This is a genomic window from Thioalkalicoccus limnaeus (assembly GCF_041197575.1).
Taxonomy (GTDB): Bacteria; Pseudomonadota; Gammaproteobacteria; order Chromatiales; family Chromatiaceae; genus Thioalkalicoccus; species Thioalkalicoccus limnaeus.
Genome location: NZ_JBDKXB010000040.1, coordinates 1 through 19709, shown reverse-complemented (window position 1 = coordinate 19709; position 19709 = coordinate 1). Strand labels below are relative to the sequence as shown.

The following is a 19709-nucleotide window of genomic DNA, read 5'->3' as shown; positions in this document are numbered from 1 at the left end:
AATGGCTTGATCGTCGCGGCGGATATCGAGCCGCAGCGTGTCGGCGAGCGTGTCCTGGCCGGCGAGTATCTGCCCGCGACCCGGGCCGATGATCTGCTGCTCTACGATCGTGGCTACCCGGCCTTCTGGCTGTTTGCCGCTCACGCCGTGGAGCAACGCCACTTCTGCGCCCGCCTGCCACGGACCTTCTGCGCGGACGTCGCCGCCTTCGCCGCCGGCCAGGCGCGCAGCGCGGTGATCACGCTCACCCCTGGCGAGGAGGCACGACGTCAATGCCAGGCCTTTGGCTTGCCGACCGAGGCGCTGCGTCTGCGCCTGATCCGTGTGCGCCTCAAGGGCGGGGAGGAGGAGTTTCTGATCACCTCGTTGCTCGACGAAGAGACCTTCTCAGCCCCGCTGTTCAAGCGCTTGTACCATCTGCGCTGGGGTATCGAGGAGGGCTACAAAAGGGAAAAGTGCTTCGCCGAGATCGAGAATTTCTCCGGGCGCACGGTCCACGCGCTCCAGCAGGACGTCCTGGCCAAGGTGCTCACGCTCAACCTCACCGCCCTCCTGGTGTGGCTGGCGCAGTGGATGACCAAACGCCTGTATCAGGCGCGCCGACACCGCTATCAGGTCAACTTCGCCAATGCGCTATCGAAGATGAAGGACAACGTCGTGCGCCTGCTCGCCTTGGACCCGCCGCCGGGACTCCTTGAACGGCTGCTCGGTGCCATGGCCTCGGAAGTCGAAGCGATCCGTCCGGATCGCTCCTTCCCACGCGCCATCACGTCATCCAAGCCGAAGCGCTTCCAGCCCAACTACAAACGCTGCCGGTAGGGCTTAACTTAATGGCATTGACCACGGGCGAGATCATGTGGCACCGCCGGGAAACTAGGCGGCCAACAGAGAACACAAACATCGCCCTACCGTCTGGGAAGTGCCCGGCCTACTCAAAACCCCTTCCTTCCTACTCTCCTTCGCGTGCAAGGTCTGACCCATCCTTCGCGATTTTCGGGGTCCACTATAAGTCGTTAAGTCGGTAAATCGACAATTTCTTCATATCGCGATGTCAAATCTGTATCGAAAAGAGGAGAAAATATCGCGCTAATGAAGCCTTGCTTAATGTTATGTCTTAAATAACATCTATCCCTCATTTTAAACCTACCTTCTCCAGACAAGGAGCAATTAAAAATTAAAACCTCGGATTGCTCTGAAATATCTGCAAATCCACTGGTATTGTTTGAAAGACTGCAATGGAGAACCAATACGTCTAGCGATTTATTGAGATCTAAGGCAAAGCCTTTGTTATTGTCAAATTTGCAATTAAAAAATTTTGCATTGCGCACATCTTTCAATCTGATCCCGTTTCTTGTTATATTCCCGGAAAATGAACACTCTGTAAAACAGAGATCAGAACACTCTTGTATATCAAATCCAGAGTAGTAATTGTCATCTAGTTTGCAACCTGAAATGTCAATATTGCTAGATTCTTTGAACCAAAAGCCGTTCCCATTATTCACTTTAACAAATTCGGAATTTAAACACTTAATTTCACTGCTATTTGTGACGCGCAAGGCTGCTTTACTGTTTTGGGTAATTTGGCAATTTTCAATTTGAATAATCCTGGATCCATCTCTTATGTCTATCCCAGCATTTTGATTGTTTTTACAGTTGACATTCTTGAGATCAATATTTACTGAGTTAGATATACTGACACCCTGCTCCTGGTGACTGTTTTCGAAAAAACAATCGTTTACAGTAATGTTTCTACAATTTATTAAACGAAGGCACGCCTTAGGTGAATTAAGTACTCGTACATTTTTGATAGACACGTTAGCGCAGTTGACTAACAAGATAGCAAAATCTTCATATTGACATTTTATTGTCTTGTTGACTATTTCGAAATTATTTCTTCCATTAAAAGATAGTATTGCATTTGACTTTGAATTGGCTGCTTTAAATGCGGTTATTTCTTGCTGCGGGCGAGATGCATCGTCGTTTTTGAATCTATAATTGGCGTGTTTCTTATTTTCGATATTTCTTGGTGATGCAAAAGAATGCTTTACTTTTTCCCAAACAGAAGACTTAGGTTTGTCTTTTTTGAGATCTTCAATCTTTTTTAACGTTCTTTGTGTGCTTTCATCATTAGCAATTAAATCTTCTAGCTTAATGTATTTTGCTGAATACTCATAAACTGGACTATAGTCAAAAAGAATCTGACTCAAAACAAAAAATATTTGCGCTTCTCTAATTGATGGTATAGAAATTTTTAGAGTGTTGTATATATCAGAATCGCCACTGAACACACATACGGTGCTGTTATCAACGCTGTTCTTTACTTGCGCAACAACGTCTAAATCAACATTTTTCTGCGTTAAAATGCATCCTTCAAAATCATAGAAAGACATTTCCTTGTTCATTTTAACGCCATTGTCACGCCCATCACTAAATGTCCTTGGATCGTAAACAATTTTTACAGCTTTTATATATGATTTATTGTCGACAATTCCGCTGTTAATCATATAACTAGAAACCGCGTTACATAATAATTTTAGATCCGCATAAAATTCTTTTAATGGGTATCTGTTTTTTTGCTCGAATTTTCCACCTACCACGCCACGATAAACATTAGCAAGATCAACGACAAACACTATAGGCTTTGATTTTGCTCCACTTTTTGCTGAAAAATTTCCTGAAAAACTAGCAGGCTCATGTGATTCAATTCGTCTAACTGCGTTAGCAGTCAATCCTTTTTCGTTACTGCTAGAAACAAACTCTACAATATCGCCAACAATTAGGTCATCAAATACAGATGGAGCTATCAAGCTACTTGCATGAAAAAAACGGTTTTCGTTGTTATCGTCACGAATGAATCCGAATTTTGCTTGTAAATTTGTGATTCTGCCCCTTACCACAATCGGCGTTCTTAATATCTGGACATTTTCAGCAGTTAACCCTTTTGTGCTCTGGCCAGGAAGGAAATCAACGCTATCACCTATATTCAAGCTGCCGCAATCGTTAGCGTTGGTAACGCTTTTTATATGGAAAAACCGGTTGTTGTTATTTTCATCTAAAATAAATCCATATCCTTTGTCGCTAACAAAATTAGAAATTTTTCCTTTCATTATTCAGTTACCTCGCAAGTCTCAAGACGAAAACCACTCATTATTTCGACTTCTCGCCGAACGTTCAAGCAACCAACACTTTCAGGAGTATTATAGTGGACCGCGAAAATCGGACAATAGTTTAAGGTAAGCGCAACGGTGTCCGGTCTCAAAAACGAGGACCAGGTGATGGATTCACGAGACGCAGACGACTCCCTCTGAGAACGCCATGTTATTGATAGAACAGGGCTTACTGCTTTGTAACAATGCGAGCACTGACCCGGCGCCCCCTTACTTCGACGCCGCCCACCGCCGCCGCTTGCACAGATCGCGGAGCGATCGGGCGGAAGAAGAGACAGACTCTGCGATTGTGGCAATCAATTACGACCGGCAGCTACATTTGTCGCGAAATTGCCGACCGCTTCGGCATCCACTTGGCGACGGTTGGCCGCATCGTGCGAGGCGGGATGCAACGATGCAAGACCCTACGCGCCTCCAGTGGCGCCGTCGTCGGCGCAGCCCGGGGCCTTTTTGAACGGACGCGCGCTACGAACAACGGTCCGCGCAGCTTTGCCACCATGTTCACGCGTCCTGTGTGGCCGCTTTGACAGTCGTGTACTGCTCCCGTAGCCAGCGCGCAAAATGATCAAGGCTACATTCAAGATCGTCGAAGTGCTTTATCCAGACCGCAGACTGTTGGACACTCTCATTGATTTGCAGCTCAAAGAATGCTTGGCCGATAAAAAAGTCCGCGTAATGTGTATTTCCTGTATGTTGACGCAATAGGCCCTGTGCTTCATGCAAGACATCACGACAGATACTTATCGCCTCCTGCCGCGTCGTTGCGCACAAGAAATCTCTACTATCCAGATACCATTCGCAAATCATCATGCAAGCGCGGAGTTGAATCTGTAAATTCTCTACCTCTGATCCTTTATTTTTCTGTTCGATGAGCTCATCGAGGTGGATTCTGAAGAAGCCATTGCCGCGATTTCCCGACCTACCGATGAGTATCCTTGAGAGATAGTGGAGCTCCTCCAACCAGTGTAGAGACTCTCCTACTAGCGCCTCCGGGATAGTATGACGGTATTCTCTGATTTTCTCTGGCATTTCTTCCATCGCCCTCCTGCTCTCACGAAACAGTCTTTGCACCGTTGCTGCTAGCTGCGGAGGGATTCTCTTCACCACGCCTTGATCAGTGAGAAGCGAAAAGAAATTGAAAAGCTCCTTGAGCGCCGTATAGTTTTTCGGGAATCGCTGGCAAATCAGTTCACTGAACATAAGGTCTATTTTTGCCAAGTGCTCAGCAATCGGCAACGGATCGTTGACCCGCATTCGCAATCCGGTGACGTAGAGTGCGAGTCGCTCACTTCGCGTTGCTTTCGGAATAATCTCAATGTCTATCAATGCGTATGCTTCGAGTAGCAGAGGAAGGTCTTGCAGCTGGCGTGCGAGTTCAATCTGTTCGTTAAGATAAGAGAGATATTGGATGACGTTGTTGCGGTCAATGTTGTCACGATATCGAGAGAGCCATGATTTTGCCGCGTCTACATTCATTTCGCGGGCAGCAAAATGGATAAGATTGTGATAGACGATAGGGGACACGTGGCAACGGTAAGCTTCACCGATCGAATCGACGGCCTTTTCGAAGTAATGCTGGCTTTGAGTCTTATTACCCGCTAAGTCTTCCAGTACTGCCAGATTACTGTATAACTCTGGGCATTGGTATCGCTCGCCCTCGGCGATAAGATCTCGAAGCAATTCTGCGGCGGCCTGATAATTGCCCTGATTTTCATACGCATGTGATTTCAGCGCAGTGAGCATGACAGCTTCCTTCGGATCCCGAGATGGCGTCTGTCCGAGACGGTGAAGTAACTTACGTAGAGCCCGATAATCTCCTGCACGGTGTCGGAGACTCGCCTCGGAAATATCGGCTCTACGTTTTTCGCGAGGCGACAGTGCGCATCGTCGGAGAGCCTGCAACGCATTGTATTCGGCGATGAGATCTCCCCGCTGGAAATTGAGCCTCACTCGAAGTTCAGTCGCACGAACGCGTGCGGCGGGGCCTAACCAGAGCGGTCGATTGTTGAGTAGCGCCTCAGCTTCGTCATAAGAGCAGGCGTCGATAAGCGTTATGGACCTCGATAGCCATGTGCGTTCCGGCCGCGTTGTGCCAAGGGCAAGCCAAAGCCATCCGGCACCACTAAAGGCTAAAAATAGAGGAAACCAGACGGAAAAATCACCCCTCCAGTATAGCCCGATGGCTAACGTTAAGAGTATGACCACGGGCAGGAAGCGGACGGACAGGAAGAGATCGCGGTGCCGGTAAATGGACAGAAGATCTTGTAGCGAGATGGCGACCATAATTGCGGAAAGATTGGGTTCTTAGACGCACTTTAGTACAAGGATGACTGACCCTCGGAGGTACGGTCGACAGATGTCTCACCGGCGGCGAGCTGGTCGATGGCCGGCTGGTGGACATCGGCACGAATCCCTCGGTACCGGCGGCTGAGCCGCTCCAACTGGCGCTTGAATGCCTCCGTGTAGCGGATGATCACGGCTAATCAGCGTCAATGCCATCCCACAGGGTAACGACCGGGCTGACGCGACCGACCAGCGCGTCCGTCCAGCCCTCGCGCAAGGACTCGCTCGCGCTTGGCCAGGACTCATCCGCCTCGACGCCGTCGCGGAAAGAATGCACCGAACGCAGCAGCAAGGGGCGGTAACGGGAGGGCGTGCGCTCGATCTCGGAGTGGAGCTGCTCGGTGATGTCGTCGGCAGGTGCTGGCATGATTCTGGCGGGCATGCGGGGTCTTGCGACCCCTCTGCCCAGAAAACAGCCGTCCGAGGTGCGAGCGTCGGCTGGATTCGCCTTGTTATGCGGTTGGTTTTCGTTTGGCCCTGATCTCACTAATAATATCCTTCACGGACAAACCCTCGAACAGCTCGTTACGGTCTCTCGTATAGTTCCCGGAGCCTGCTCGGAACTGATTGAGGAACCGAATTGTATCAACAACCCCGATTTCCTTGATCAGTGCATTAGTCCCGCGTCGCGTTACTTCAGAAATGGGTTGAACGTTTGCTGTCATTACGAAACCTCCGTTACAAGGGCAAGCGGGGAGACGACCTTGCAGTCGACCGCAGATTCTGCTTTGGCTTTCCGCAAAAGCCGATCATCGCATGTCGTGAAGGAATCCACCCTCGCTGTCGATGCAAGGGCAAGATGAACGGCATCTAGTGGACTGATGCCGCGCTTCTCAAGAGATATGGCGAGTTTCTCGGCCTCATCCGTGATTTCGATGCGCTCCTTGGACAGGGCTAGGATTGCCGCCACCTCGGTACGACGTTGGTCGTCTGGAATACGCCCCATCTCATATTCGAGCGCCTCGGAATTCACCAATACAATATCGCCGACTTGAGCAGCCGAGAGGATTGCCAGGACGGCTTCGGTTTCAACTCGTATCCTTGGTTGTGTTTGATCGTCAAATGGGCGCTGAAGGGAGCAGCTATCGAGGTAGATTCTCATGATGTGATCTTCTTCCGTGCCTCCCATTTTTCCGCTGACAACGATCAAGCGATCATCCGGTCTGCGCGCGACGCCAAAAGGTGCCTGCTGCCGTGGTGCTCTCGCGGGCGGTCGGTGCGGCAACGGCGCGTGCGCGCGGCAAGGCGTCGGGCAGGGGCTGGCGGCAGGGCGAAGCGCATCGGCATCGGTCCTTTGAGGGGGGAAACCAAGTCTCTGAGGCCAATCTTAGGCCATTTTCCGGATTTCACGCGAGCGCGGGTGCCGACCGTTTCGGCCCGGTCTCGCAGGGGAGCGCGAGGTTGCTGCCTGCACGCGCGCGCCGCGACACACCCCCGTGGCCGCGGCGCGGCTCTGCGGCGGTCGGGGGTTGGCCGGGAAGCCGAAATGCCTGACCCCGCGATCGTGCCCTGACCGGGCACAAGACCGTGGCGATGTTCACGCCCCTTGTCGACACCGAGGACAGGCCGGTGCGTGACGCAGCCAAACTGGTGGCGAGCCGGCGCCAGACGGTTGTCGGCGCCCGTCAGAAGCAAGAACAGGCAAGCGACAAGGCGAACGTCACACAGGACGAGAAGAAGGCGCTGCAATTCGCCGGCAAGGTGTTCCTGGAACTGTCCCGTGAGAACCTGGCGAAAGCATTGCTGTCGGGCGTGTCAATGGAGGTGCATTGTGAGCAAGATCATTGAATCCCTGCGTGGCGACCTGGCTGCGCTCCACGAAGCGGGAGCGATCAGCAAGGTGACGATGCGCGAGTTCGACGCGATCTGCCCGCCACCGGTGCGGGAGTTCAGTGCTGCCGACATCAAGCGCCTGCGCGAAGGGCTGAAATTCAGCCAGCCGGTATTCGCACTTCACCTGCACACCACCGCTTCGACCGTGCGAAAGTGGGAGCGAGGCGAAACCCATCCCACCGGGCCGGCCCTCAAGCTGCTCAACGTCATCGCCGACAAGGGCTTGCAGGCCATTATTTGATCAACGCAAACAGATCAGCGATTCGGCCTTGCTCATCATTCCGGCCACACTGATCCCGAATGCAGAAACCGCAACGCGAGTGACAGCAGGCATCCGGCGTCCTAAGATGGCCAGAAAGGTGGCCATGAGAAACCGAAGATGCCCGAAACCTCGATCGCTGAGGCCAAGACCCAGCTCACGCGCCTCATCCATCTGGCCGAACGGGGTGAGGCCGTGCACATCACCCGCCGCGGCAAGCCCGTTGCGGTGCTGTTGTCCGAGGACGAGTACGCGCGCTTGCGTCACGGCCAAGCGCAGCGAAACTTCTGGGACCTGATCATGGAGATGAGGGCCGACCCCGGTTTCGAGCCCGTCGACTGGTCCAAAGAGGAGGTCGACTCCTTGCGCGATCGCCGCCCGGCACGAGAGTTCGAATGGCCGGAGTAAGGAGCTACCGCTTGTCACGCGAAATATCGACGATTTCGCGGCTTTTCAGGGCCTTCGGATCGAGAACTGGTTCGAGGGATGATTCACTCCAGAGGACACAGAGAGGCGGCGATCAGGATCAGCCCATGGGACTCGTCCCGCCGCTTGATGACAGATGGCGGCTTTTGGCTACCGGGTCTCCATCGACCTGTTGAAGCATATCAGGGACAAGGGCTTTGAACCGGGGTATGAGCCCTTTTGACAAGACTTGGTTCTCTCCTGGCAGAAGGTGCGCTGGCTTTCCATCGCAGATGCCGTGACACAAGACACCCACAAGCCCGCTCTGATCGGTAAGACGGTTGGACACAAGACCTATGTCCACGTCGAGACCCTCGACGAGCGCCCTGACGCCGGCGACCTTGCGGAACGCGTCGCGGCGGCTGAAGCGCTTGCGGGCCTGCGCCGCGGTACCGACTTCAACCTGGTGCGTGTCGATGCCGAGAGCGGTGAGCTGGCCCTGCTGCACTATCCGGGCTTCTTCGACGAGGCCTTTCCGGCGCTTGCCGCGAGCTGGCGCGTGGACTTGGTCGGCGGGTCGCTGAGCCATCGGACCTATGCGGAGTCCCTCAATCCACCGATCCTGCATCGCAAGGAGTTGATGCTGTCGGCGGATGATCCAAGGCGCGAGACCTTCGCCGCGCTGACCATGGCTTGCGAGTCCATCGGGCTCTTCGACGACCCTCGACGCATCGGCTATCGGCGCCAGTGGCAGCAGCTGGTTCGCGAGCGCGGCTACCGGATCGAGGGCCATCGGCTGGTGCCGCTCGGCAACGCAGACGACGAGGCCGAACCGGATGCGGACGCGAATGACGGCGATTCCGGCCAGGCCGGCTGGCTCGCGGCCCGGCATCGGACCGCGATGGCACGCGGTGGTTTCTCCGCGCCGATTCAGACGCTGGCGCGCAACGGGCTGCTCGATGGGTCCCACAGCCTATTCGACTACGGCTGCGGTCGCGGCGACGATCTGCGCGGACTGCGTGAGAACGGAATCGACGCTCGCGGCTGGGATCCCTACTACGCGCCCGACGAGACCATCGTTGACGCCGACATCGTCAACCTCGGGTTCGTCATCAACGTCATCGAGGATTTCGACGAACGCATCGAGGCCCTGCTGCGTGCCTGGTCGTTGGCGCGCACCCTGTTGGTCGTCTCGGTGATGCTCGCCAATCAGAACGATCCCCGCGGCGAGCGCTTTCGCGACGGGGTCATGACGCAGCGCGGCACCTTCCAGAAGTACTTCACGCAGGCCGAGATCAAGGGGTTCCTCGAGGAGGTCCTGGACGAGGAGGCGATTCCGATCGCCCCGGGTGTGCTCTACGTCTTCCGCGACAAGGACGCCGAGCAACGCCTGCTGATGAACCGTTACCGGAGCCATCGCAACCGGCTGCGAGCGCCGTCGGCGCGTGTGCGCCAAGAACCGCAACGCGCGCGGCGGAATCGCGCGGCTGAACGATACAACGCGCATCGCGAGGCACTGGAGCGGCTTTGGGCGCTGCGTCTGGACCTGGGCCGCGATCCGGATAAGACCGAGTGCGCGGATCAGCTGGCCCTGACCGAGGCGTTCGGCTCCGTGTCGCGGGCGTCGCGTTTCGTTGAATCCCGCAAGCTGGCGGAGTCGGGTGCCGAAGTCGTCGCGACCGCGTTGGAGACGGCGTCGACGGCGCGGTATCAGGATCTACTGGTCTATTTCGCCTTGGATCAGTTCGGCCGTCGCAAGCCCTACAAGCACCTGGAACTCGGCCTGAAGCGGGACATCAAGGTGTTTTTCGGCGATTACAGCACGGCGCGAGCCGAGGGATTGGCGCTACTGATGCAGGTTGCCGATACGGACGCTATCGAACAGGCCTGTCGCGCGGCGATGGAGCATGGGCTGGGCTGGCTGAGTGGTCAGGACCCGGCGGCACCCGCGTCCGGGGACAAGCCGGACAGTGCACGTGTGCGAGCGACCTCGCTCACGCTCGACTCCCGGCTCGTGGAGCGGCTTCCGGCGCTGTTGCGGACCTACATCGGCGCCGCGTCCGCGGCCTATGGCGATTACCAGAACGCCGATCTGCTGAAGATCCATATCGGCAGCGGCAAGCTCACCCTGATGCGCTTCGACGACTTCGATGGCCAACCGCTCCCGCGGATGCTCGAGCGCGTCAAGATCAAGCTACGCGAGCAGGACGTCGAGTATTACTCCTATGGCGCCCAGTATCCTCCGCCTTACCTGTACTGGAAATCGCGCTTCATCAACGAGGAGAACCCAGGCTACCCGGATCAGGTGGCTTTCGACGAGGCGCTCGACGGGCTGGGGCTGTTCGATCTATCCGGTTATGGCCCACCGGTCGATGAGCTGGACGAGACCTTGCGCCGGCATCGCTGGGAGATCGACGGGTTCACATTGCGTCGCGGCGACTGGGCGCCCGAGCTCGATGATCCATGCGGCCGATTCCTGACCTATCGCGATCTGATCGAGTGCGGCGAAACGCAAGCCGTGACGGGGCTGCCGAACCTACCGGAGCGAGTCGAGAGTTATGATGCGTTGCTGGCACTGGCCGAGCAGGTCATCGATCCCGTCATCGATTGGTTCGGGATGATCCGCCTGACCTATGGCTTCTGCTCGCCCGCGCTGGCCCGCAAGATCCCCGGACGCATCGATCCGAAGCGCGATCAGCATTCGGCGCACGAGCGCAATCGCCGTGGAGCACCGGTGTGCGAGCGACTGGGGGCGGCCGTCGATTTCATCATCGATGATGAGGATATGCTCGAGGTCGCCCAGTGGATCGTCGCCAACACCCCGTTCGACCGACTCTATTTCTACGGCAACGATCGGCCACTGCACGTCAGTTATGGGCCCGAGCAATCCAGGCAGGTCGTACGAATGGTCGCGGGGGCGTCCGGCCGGCTCGTTCCGCGGGTGATCTCGACCGAAGCCTTTCTGTCGCGGTAGTATCGAGGGTTGCAAAAGTCATCGGAAACGGCTCGCTGCGACACGCTGCAAGGACGTCCGTGTCAGCTCGACGGCGGGATCCCTCCTGCCGCTGGAAACAGCACTTCGCCGACAACCCACTGCGCTTGGACATCAGCCGATCGGTGCCAGCGGCACAATAACGCCGGCCGCCGGTTACGCCCGCGGCGAGGCCGTCGGCCAGCACCACGGCGCCGGCACGTCAGTTCAGATCCGCAGCGAGCGAGTCGCGCACATTCTGCGGCACGGGCTCGACCGCGTACGTGTAAGCCGGATGATCGATCCCAATGCTGATCGCCGCCCCGTTCTTCGTCGCCTCGGCCATCTCCGGCGTCAGCTCGAACCGCAAAAAGTGCACCGAAGAGGTCTTTTCTTCGGTCTCCCGCTCCAGGTCTTCATCAGCAATCGGCGAGATCCGCGCAAAATCCGCGATCTGAACCCAGATATGCCGCTCGACCCCGATCAGCTTCTTCAGCTGCTCTTTGCGATCGGCCTCGTCGGGATACTCCAGCATGAAGGTCGCCTTCCAATTGCTGCCGTCCGGAATCAGCGGATTGTAGGCGTCAAGTTCCTCCTGGATGCCCTCTGACTCGAAGATCCGTTCCGCCCGCAGCATCTCCTGGATCTGGTAGCGCATGGTCAGGAAATCCTCGAAGTACAGCGTGGCGTTCGGGCCGACAGGTAGCTGGCGGTTCTTCTTGTGCGCCATGACGCGGGCACGGAACTCGGGCCTGACCTCCGCGTACTTTTCAAGACTGAATAAGTCGTCACGTGTCAGCTTGCTCATGGCTGTTACTCCGGTGAGCAGTTGCGGCTCACAGGCCGTACGCGATGCGCAGTAAGGTCATCGGGTGCTTCGGTTCGCTGCCGTCGTCCAGCCCGTTCGCGATGTGGCGTCCGGCCATCGCACAGTCGCTGCTGTAGTGATCAGGGGCATTCTGCCTGACCTTGTTCACGACGGGACGCGCGATCTTCATCGACAGTTCGTGCGACTCCTTCTTGACGGCGTAGGTTCCGTCGTGTCCCGAACAACGCTCGACTGTCTCGACCTCGGTACCGGGGACGAGTTCGAGCGCCTCACGCGTCTTAGGCCCGATGCGCTGCACGCGTTGATGACACGCGGCGTGGTACGAAACCTTACCCAGCGGCTGCTGGAAATCGGTCTTCATTCTGCCGTACTTGTGACGCAGCATCAGGTACTCGCACGGATCGTACATGGCGTCGCGGACCTTGGCGACATCCGGATCATCCGGATACATCAAGGGCAGTTCCTGCTTGAACATCAGCACGCACGATGGCACCGGCGCGACGATGTCCCATCCCTCGTCGACCAGGCGGGCGAGCATCGGGATATTGACTTCCTTGGAGCGGGCGACGGCTTCCAGGTCACCCAGTTCCAGCTTGGGCATGCCGCAGCACTTCTCCCTGTCGGCAGTCGTCACCGCGATGTCGTTGTGACGCATCACGGCCACGAGGTCCTCGCCGCTCTGCGGATCGTTGCGATTGCCATAGCAGGTGGCGAACAATGCGACCTTGCCGGTGGTCGGACCGGCCGCTTCCGCGCCGTCGCCGGTATCTCGCGTGACGCGAGCGCGCAACGACTTACTGTGATATCTGGGCAGCTTGGCATCGCGGTGGACGCCCAGGCCGTCTTCGAGAATGCCGCGGAAGGTCTTGTTGCTGTTCAGCGCGTTGACCACGCCGCTGACAATCGGGATGCCTGCCAGCGAACCGATCCTGTCGGTGCTGGTCAGCGTGCGGTCACGGAACGATGCGCCCTGTCGTTTGAATTTCACCGCCTTCGCCTGCAGCATCAGGTGCGGGAAGTCGAGGTCCCACTCATGCGGCGGAACGTAGGGGCACTTGGTCAGGAAGCACAGGTCGCAGAGGTAACACTGGTCGACGACCTTCCAGTAATCCGCCTTCGCGACGCCGTCGACTTCCATCGTGCCGGATCCGTCGACGAGGTCGAACAGCACGGGAAAACTCTGGCAGAGATTGACGCATCGCCGACATCCGTGACAGATGTCGAACACACGCTCCATTTCCGTGAAGAGTTTGTGCTCGTCGAAGAATTCGGGGTTCGTCCAGTCCAGCGCGTGCCTTGTCGGCGCTTCGAGACTGCCTTCCCGTGCACCAGCCATGATTGACGGGTCTCCTGCGAGATTCGTGAACGGGGTTGTCGATGCAACACGCCGGGGAGCGTTGACAGCGCTCCCCGACACGTGGCGGGAGCGCGATCAGTCGTTGAGCTGATTCAGCGCCTTCTGGAAGCGATTGGCGTGCGAGCGCTCGGCCTTGGCCAGGGTCTCGAACCAGTCCGCGATCTCGTCGTGACCTTCGTCGCGTGCGGTCTTTGCCATGCCCGGGTACATGTCGGTGTACTCGTGCGTTTCGCCGGCGATCGCCGTCTTCAGGTTGTCAGGCGTGCCGCCGAACGGCAGACCGGTCGCCGGGTCGCCGCACTGCTCGAGATACTCGAGGTGACCGTGAGCATGGCCGGTTTCACCCTCGGCGGTCGAACGAAAAACAGCGGCCACGTCGTTGTAGCCTTCGACGTCGGCCTTCGCGGCGAAGTACAGGTAGCGGCGGTTGGCCTGCGATTCGCCGGCAAACGCCTCTTTCAGATTGCCTTCGGTCTTCGAGCCTTTGAGAGACATGTGGTTTTCCTCCAGTTTTGTGTGAAGCCGGCGTCCGCCGGCCGAAGGGCGAATTCAACATAGAGTCCGCAGGTGGCCACACCGCCAAGCAGCACGCGCGGAAACTCGCCGCAGTCCACCTGTGCCTGGGCGCCGGCCGAGATCTCCACCCGGCGCCGCGCACGGACCGCCGGGCGCGCGAAATGTGCCTTGAAGTAGCGATGCAGAGAAGCCAAGCTGCTGGGATAGGCGCACTCGCACACCAGTCAGTCATGCAGCGCGGCCAGGTTCAGCGGGCCGTCGCCGCCCAGCCGCCCGAGCCAGACCGCGGTAGTCTGTGTACTGGGTGATGTGCATCGCGTCTTACGCTAGCTCAGTGCGGTGCGATTTACGAAAAGGCCCGAATAGGGCCCATAGCGCCAACCCGACGGCACTGACCAGTGCCGCACCCAACAGCAGAGACCCGGTGCGCTGTTGATCGTCGATCAAATAGTTGCTACACAACTGCTCCGGGCTGATCAGAAAGACCCACCCCAAGCGCCCGAACATGGCCCAGCCCTCTAACAGCATGACACCGCGTCCGATCGGCCCCAGCCGCAGCCAGGCCCAGGTCAGGGCCGCGCCGACACATACTGGTACCGTTACGATCTTCAACAACCGCATGGCCGGCTCGAAGGTTGCCAGATCCAGGGTGAGCGGCAGCATCCAGTAGATCATCCAACCACTGCCGAAGACCAAGGCGATACCACCGCTCGGATCGACCCGCGCCATCCAGCCTCTCAAGCGAGTCGACCGGTACAACAAATACCCACCGCAGACCGCCAGCAAAGGCATCTGCACCAACATGTGCATCTGCATACTGGCCTCGAACAGCGCCGCCACGGGGGGAAACAACCCGGCGACACTCACCGCCACCAGGAATGTGCGCGCTGCGTCGTGCCACGGCTCAGCCGCCATTTGTGATCATCGTCTCGAGTTCGGGATCACGCCAATCGCTGATCCGCAGCAGCCGTCCGTCGCGAATCCAGTGCAGTGACTCACTGTGCGCGAAGCCACCGAGCCCATCGGGAATGACTCGCAGGCCCGTCTCGCGAATAATGTCGTCAAGCACCTGCGCATCGGCCGGACGCGCGACCGTCCAGGAGGCTTGCAGCCCATCATAGCGACGCTGGTACGCGTCGAGGCGCGGCGGCGTATCCCAGTCGGGGTCGATGCTGACGGATAGCAGATGCACATCGGTCGAGGTGCCGACCTGCAAGGTACGTTGGAGTTGCTGGTAACGCGAACCAAGGGCCACGCAGACCGTCGGGCATCGTGTAAAGATGAACCCGACCAGCAGTGTTTGATCGCTCCAATCCGAGAGACGGACGAAGTCGCCCTGGGCATCTTGCAATCGCCAGTCCGACACCGGCACTGCCTCGCGAGCGACCTCGACCTGACGCCAGGTCTCGTAGGTGAAGGCCGAAAAGCCGGCAGTGCGCTGCCAAAGCAACGCCGTCACCAGACACCCGGCCAGGGCGATGCCAATCGCGGTGCGCGCGCTCACGTGCCGGCGCCGGTGAGTTGCGCGCGCGGTAACCGCACCAAGATCGGCAATGCAATCATCAGCGTGCCGATCAACACCAGGCCACCGGACAAGGCACCGAGATCAGCGAGCCATTGCCAGGCCTCGTCATGCACGGCGAAGCGGCGGGGTACCGAGAGCGCACCAGAGACGAGAAAACTCAGGCTCAGTAGGATGCCGCCCACGGCAAACACCGACACGCCGAGTCGTCCAGTGCGACCCTGCTCACCGTTGCTGCACAGATAGCTCGCGAAACCAAGCACCATCGGCAACACCCCGAGCACCAAGTAAAAATGGAAATGACCGGGCACCCACAGCGTGTTATGCATCACCAGGTTGACCCGGATCATACCGTCGATCACCGCCGGTACGATGCCCGCCGCCCAACCGAACAGACCCAGCACCAACAGACTGGACGCGGCATCCCAGCGGATGCCCGATCGGTAGATCAACAGCAGTCCGCCGAAGACCGTGACCGCCAACACAGGAATACCACTGGCGTAGGACATGACCTGCCCCATCACCGCCATCCAGGCCGGCAAGGCGAAGTCCATCAACAGATGATGCGGGTAGACCGCCAACACCATCAGCGTCACCGCCAGCCATGCCGCAAGAAACAGCCGCGACACACCCCAGGGGCGCCGCGCATACAGCGGCAGGATCTCGTAGACCGCGATGACGCCAGAGTAAATAGTAGCGTTGACGAACACATGGCCAAAGAAGAAGATCAGGTTCTTCATCAACAGGGCATCCGGCGCCAGCGCCGGATAGACCAGGTGCAACATGGTCATCACCAGCACGACCGCACCCACCGCAATACCCAAGACATTGACGATCAACACCACGGCACTGACCACTACGGTTGGTGGATGTGCGGGGTCGACCGGCTCCCTGCCGAACAACATCGGCAGCCCCAGGGCGCGGGCGATACTGCCGTAGCGCCGCACAATGGCCAGGCCCATGTCGAGGTAGACCAGCAAGAAGGCGACTCCCAACACCAGCAGGCCGCCAACGAAGAACAATGCCGCACCCGTGCTCCACTGCCCCAGCGAATTCGCCGGCAACGGGTAGAGGAAGGTCCAGGCGGCTGCGAACCTGCCGATCACAATGGCGCCCACGATCATGGCTACGGCTAGCAACGACAGGATCAGCGTGGCAAGGAATATCCGCGGGTTTAGCCGTACATAGCGGCTCAAAAAGTACCAATTGACCGCCAATGCTGCCAGGCCGGTGGTCCCGACCATACCGGCACCATGCAATGTCATGAGCTGGTAGAACAGGTCGGGGCCGAGGCTGATCAAGGAGGCGCCCTGCGCCGCCCGCATCACCACACCAACCGACATCAAACCGGCGAAGACGATCAGCCCGATGGCCAGATAGAGTTTGACCACCGGCATGCTTTCGGTCGCGAGGGTTGCATAATCGGCTTGCTGCGTTGCCATGTCAGGGACCCTCCTCGGTCACGGTGATCTCGGCGGTCATGGCATGATGCGCCAAACCGCAATATTCCAAACAGAGCACGCGATACCGGCCGGGTTGCTCGAAGGTGACATCCAATTCATTGACATAGCCTGGCATCGCCTGGGTCTGGGCAACAATCAGGTCGTCGGGACCATAGAGCCCAAAACCATGGTTCACATCCGCCGAGGTCACGCGAAAACGTACCGACTCACCCACCTGCGCAGTGCGTGACGCGATGTCCCAGGACCATTGTCTACCCACGACATCGATGGCCCGCGGCGCACCGACCAACTGGAGCGGAAAAGGAATAAGCGACCAGACGCTCACCAGCACCCCGACCACACACAGAAACAGCAGCCAACCAAGACGAATGCGGTAGCCCCGACTAATGATAGCCGGGGAATCGTCGTCGCGAGGCCCGGAGCGTACGACCACAAAGGCGAAAGCGGCCGCGACCAGTGCCATGCCGACGAGACTTATCAAGAGGACATTGGTTTGCATGACATAGCTCCGAGGTCCCTGCAGTGAAGACAGGTATCGTTCTTGCATTTTCTATGCATTTTGTTACCGCCTCCGGAAGGTATTGGTTATCAAACCCTTATCAATGCAGCTGTGCGAGAAGCTATCGGCCGTCGCCCCGCAAATGAGGCCATGTTGCGTCGTGTCCTCCGCGAAGAATTGAAGGCTTCTTGAACACCGCACTGCGCTAGTGCGGCCTATTCCCATCGGTATTACTATTAGATGAAGCGCCGTCACTGTCAACAAAAAACATATGAATTGGTTTATTCACATATTAGTTACTTGCAAGACGCAAGCTCTTTTGATCTTGATTAATCGGTCGCTCTATTTAATTCTTCACGTTTTTGACAAAGACTTGCGCCTCGTAGGTGCCGGCAACATCACCACATGCGCTGTAGCCGAGCAGTTGGCCATCGTCACTCCACCATTCATCCACGACACCCTGGTCGGAGCTATGCACATGGCGCAGCATGCTGCCTGCACGGCTCGAGCGCTCCGGCGGTAACGATTTGATCTGACAGGTGTGAGACTTAACGAGAACCATCGACATACGTGGCTCGAAGCGCTGCTTGCCTTCACCACAAAGCTGATCCACGATCACGGCAACCTGGCGATTGATCGGCTCGACGAATGAAAACACCTGCCCCTCGTGTTCAGCACAATCACCGACAGCGTAGATATCCGGGTCGCTGGTACGCATGGTGTCATCGACCTTGATACCCCTGCCAACATCAAGCCCCGCTCGGGCCGCAAGCTCCACGTTGGGCCTCAGGCCGACCGCCGAGATCACGACGTCGCGCTCCATGGTGTGCCCATCCTCGAACTGGATCTGCAACCCACCGTCTTCTTTGGCGAGGTCGTTCATCGTGGTGCCGAGTAAGAACTCGATCCCGTTCTGCACGTATCGATCATGAACGTAGGTGGAAACACCCTCGGACACCAAGGCCGACAGCAAATACTGGGCTCGATCGTTGATCGCAACCTGATGCCCGGCACGAGCAAGGTGATCGCCCAATTCACATCCGATCAAGCCGGCGCCCAGAATCAGTACCCGCTTGCTACCGCCGTTGAGCAATTCCGTCAGTGACTCAAACTGATCCAGGTCGTTCAACTGATGGATATGCTGCTGGATACGACGATCGTAGAGACGGAACGGCACCGCGCCCGTCGCAAGCACCAACTTAACGTACTCGACCTTGCCTTTGTCGGTTAACAAGCGTTTTTTCTTACGATCGAGACCAATCACCTGGGTACGTGCATGCAGGTCCACGTCCAGCAACTGCGCGCGCTCCGGCCCTCTGGCAATGACCAGATCGCCACGTGACTTGCTGCTAACGGACACGGACAGGTGCGGCTTGTAGTAGTAGTCACCATCATCCTTCGTGACGATGGTGATCGGGCCTTTGGCACCATTCTGGCGCAGTCGCTCGGCGACGTACCAACCGCCGATCCCAGCACCAACAATCACAATGGGATCGCCTTCCTGGTCGTTGTTGCGTTCGCCAACGGCTTGCGCATGCTCGGACAGACCGGCAAATTCAAAACTTTCGCGAGGATCGCCACAGACCGAACAAAACCATTCCTCCGGCAGGTCATCAAATCGAGTCCCCGGGGCCACGCCGAAAATCTGGTCACCCACAGCTTCGTCATAGATATGCCCGCAAGTGGCACAACGATAGCGTTTAAAGCTCACCTTCTAGACCCCCCCTACGGACTTTTCAGCAGCTCATGCCACTGCCTCGACGGTACCCTGAGCGGCCAGAGACTCCAGCCACTTCGCCCATACCTGCTGGGCCGGGCCTTGCAGAGCTGGCCCATAGCGCTGGCCATCTTCCCGTAGTTCAGGAACCGTAAGCCCTTCTACTGACGCAATTTCGTGCGCATGACCGAGGTACCAGCTTTCCAAGGCCTCGGGTTCAACTTCCAAATGGAACTGCAGCGCCAGCACATTGACTCGGTAGCTGAATGCCTGATTTGGATAGACCGCCGACGACGCCAGCCGGGTTGCACCGGCGGGCAGATCAAAGGTGTCTCCATGCCAATGCAGAACTTTCGCTGCGTCCTGCATGGGCGCCAAGACGTTTCCCTCGACATCGCCGTGAATTTCCAACGGCGCCCAACCGATTTCCTTGGTGCCACCGGGATACACATCCGCGCCCAGCGCTCTGGCAATCAGTTGACAGCCCAGGCAGATACCCAGCACAGGCCGATTGCGCGCGATGCGATCACGGATCAGTTGCAGTTCGGTCTCCAGATACGGATAGGCATCCGTTTCATAGACACCGATCGGGCCGCCCAGGACGACTAGCAAATCCGGATCGTCTTTACTGATCGGGCTAAGTTCGTCAACGCCCGCCATAAAGGTGCTAATGGCGTAGCCGTGTTTACGTAACATCGGCTCCAGATTGCCCAAATTTTCAAAAGCAATATGCTGGACCACATGTGTGAACAAGGTCACCCCCAAGAAGTGCTACTTGAAGTTCAAGGCGACGGAAGGCTGTGCCGGCTCGGTCATCGAGGCCTCGCC

General features: G+C 57.4%; 19 protein-coding genes. 5 read left to right on the top strand and 14 right to left on the bottom strand.

What is annotated here, in order from left to right; translation table 11 throughout:
- Positions 1–819, top strand: an 819-nt coding sequence (locus ABC977_RS16975; RefSeq protein ID WP_369668468.1) for a transposase, incomplete at its 5' end; no start/stop codon positions are given.
- A gap of 194 nt (positions 820–1013) precedes the next feature.
- On the opposite strand, the gene ABC977_RS16970 is transcribed toward ABC977_RS16975, so the two are convergent.
- The 5 genes from ABC977_RS16970 to ABC977_RS16950 form a co-directional block, all read right to left on the bottom strand.
- Positions 1014–3107: a cold shock domain-containing protein gene (locus tag ABC977_RS16970; RefSeq protein WP_369668467.1), complete on the bottom strand. Its 2094-nt coding sequence runs from the start codon at positions 3105–3107 to the stop codon at positions 1014–1016.
- 561 nt (positions 3108–3668) lie between these two features.
- Positions 3669–4910 carry a hypothetical protein gene (locus ABC977_RS16965; protein ID WP_369668466.1) on the bottom strand — a complete coding sequence of 414 codons (1242 nt, stop codon included), beginning with the start codon at positions 4908–4910 and terminating at the stop codon, positions 3669–3671.
- 572 nt (positions 4911–5482) lie between these two features.
- Positions 5483–5644 (bottom strand): hypothetical protein, encoded by a 162-nt coding sequence (locus ABC977_RS16960; protein WP_369668465.1) that lies wholly within the window; start codon positions 5642–5644, stop codon positions 5483–5485.
- Positions 5645–5646: 2 nt separating this feature from the next.
- Positions 5647–5877 carry a hypothetical protein gene (locus tag ABC977_RS16955; protein ID WP_369668464.1) on the bottom strand — a complete coding sequence of 77 codons (231 nt, stop codon included), beginning with the start codon at positions 5875–5877 and terminating at the stop codon, positions 5647–5649.
- A 297-nt stretch (positions 5878–6174) separates the two neighbouring features.
- A complete protein-coding gene (locus tag ABC977_RS16950) occupies positions 6175–6660 on the bottom strand; it encodes a PIN domain-containing protein (protein WP_369668463.1) in 486 nt (161 codons plus the stop codon).
- A 383-nt stretch (positions 6661–7043) separates the two neighbouring features.
- Here ABC977_RS16950 and ABC977_RS18345 point away from each other — a divergent pair, with 383 nt between their 5' ends.
- From ABC977_RS18345 to ABC977_RS16925, 4 genes are all read left to right on the top strand, one after another.
- Entirely contained in the window at positions 7044–7298 is a 255-nt protein-coding gene (locus tag ABC977_RS18345; RefSeq protein WP_439849204.1) for a hypothetical protein, read from the top strand.
- Positions 7282–7584, top strand: coding sequence for a helix-turn-helix domain-containing protein (locus ABC977_RS16935; RefSeq protein WP_369668462.1), 303 nt, complete (start codon positions 7282–7284; stop codon positions 7582–7584). The genes ABC977_RS18345 and ABC977_RS16935 overlap by 17 nt, the downstream gene beginning before the upstream one ends.
- 138 nt (positions 7585–7722) lie before the next feature.
- A complete protein-coding gene (locus ABC977_RS16930) occupies positions 7723–8010 on the top strand; it encodes a type II toxin-antitoxin system Phd/YefM family antitoxin (protein WP_369668461.1) in 288 nt (95 codons plus the stop codon).
- Positions 8011–8305: 295 nt separating this feature from the next.
- Positions 8306–10981 carry a DNA phosphorothioation-associated putative methyltransferase gene (locus tag ABC977_RS16925; RefSeq protein WP_369668460.1) on the top strand — a complete coding sequence of 892 codons (2676 nt, stop codon included), beginning with the start codon at positions 8306–8308 and terminating at the stop codon, positions 10979–10981.
- Positions 10982–11201: 220 nt separating this feature from the next.
- Here the strand turns inward: ABC977_RS16925 and ABC977_RS16920 are convergent, their stop codons facing one another.
- From ABC977_RS16920 to ABC977_RS16880, 9 genes are all read right to left on the bottom strand, one after another.
- Entirely contained in the window at positions 11202–11786 is a 585-nt protein-coding gene (locus ABC977_RS16920; RefSeq protein WP_369668459.1) for a DUF3501 family protein, read from the bottom strand.
- A gap of 28 nt (positions 11787–11814) precedes the next feature.
- Complete coding sequence (locus tag ABC977_RS16915; protein ID WP_369668458.1) at positions 11815–13143, bottom strand: heterodisulfide reductase-related iron-sulfur binding cluster; 1329 nt, start codon at positions 13141–13143, stop codon at positions 11815–11817.
- 96 nt (positions 13144–13239) lie between these two features.
- Positions 13240–13659: a rubrerythrin family protein gene (locus ABC977_RS16910; RefSeq protein ID WP_369668457.1), complete on the bottom strand. Its 420-nt coding sequence runs from the start codon at positions 13657–13659 to the stop codon at positions 13240–13242.
- Between the two features lie 342 nt (positions 13660–14001).
- On the bottom strand, positions 14002–14595 hold the full coding sequence (locus tag ABC977_RS16905; protein WP_369668456.1) for a hypothetical protein: 594 nt from the start codon (positions 14593–14595) through the stop codon (positions 14002–14004).
- Positions 14585–15184 carry an SCO family protein gene (locus ABC977_RS16900; RefSeq protein ID WP_369668455.1) on the bottom strand — a complete coding sequence of 200 codons (600 nt, stop codon included), beginning with the start codon at positions 15182–15184 and terminating at the stop codon, positions 14585–14587. Before ABC977_RS16900 ends, ABC977_RS16905 begins: the two co-directional genes overlap by 11 nt.
- Positions 15181–16599 (bottom strand): cbb3-type cytochrome c oxidase subunit I, encoded by a 1419-nt coding sequence (locus ABC977_RS16895; RefSeq protein WP_439849205.1) that lies wholly within the window; start codon positions 16597–16599, stop codon positions 15181–15183. The genes ABC977_RS16900 and ABC977_RS16895 overlap by 4 nt, the downstream gene beginning before the upstream one ends.
- Before the next feature lie 46 nt (positions 16600–16645).
- A complete protein-coding gene (locus ABC977_RS16890) occupies positions 16646–17128 on the bottom strand; it encodes a cupredoxin domain-containing protein (protein ID WP_369668453.1) in 483 nt (160 codons plus the stop codon).
- Between the two features lie 382 nt (positions 17129–17510).
- On the bottom strand, positions 17511–18875 hold the full coding sequence (locus tag ABC977_RS16885) for an FAD-dependent oxidoreductase (protein ID WP_369668452.1): 1365 nt from the start codon (positions 18873–18875) through the stop codon (positions 17511–17513).
- Between the two features lie 33 nt (positions 18876–18908).
- Positions 18909–19634, bottom strand: coding sequence for a glutamine amidotransferase (locus ABC977_RS16880; protein WP_369668451.1), 726 nt, complete (start codon positions 19632–19634; stop codon positions 18909–18911).
- Positions 19635–19709 lie beyond the last annotated feature (75 nt).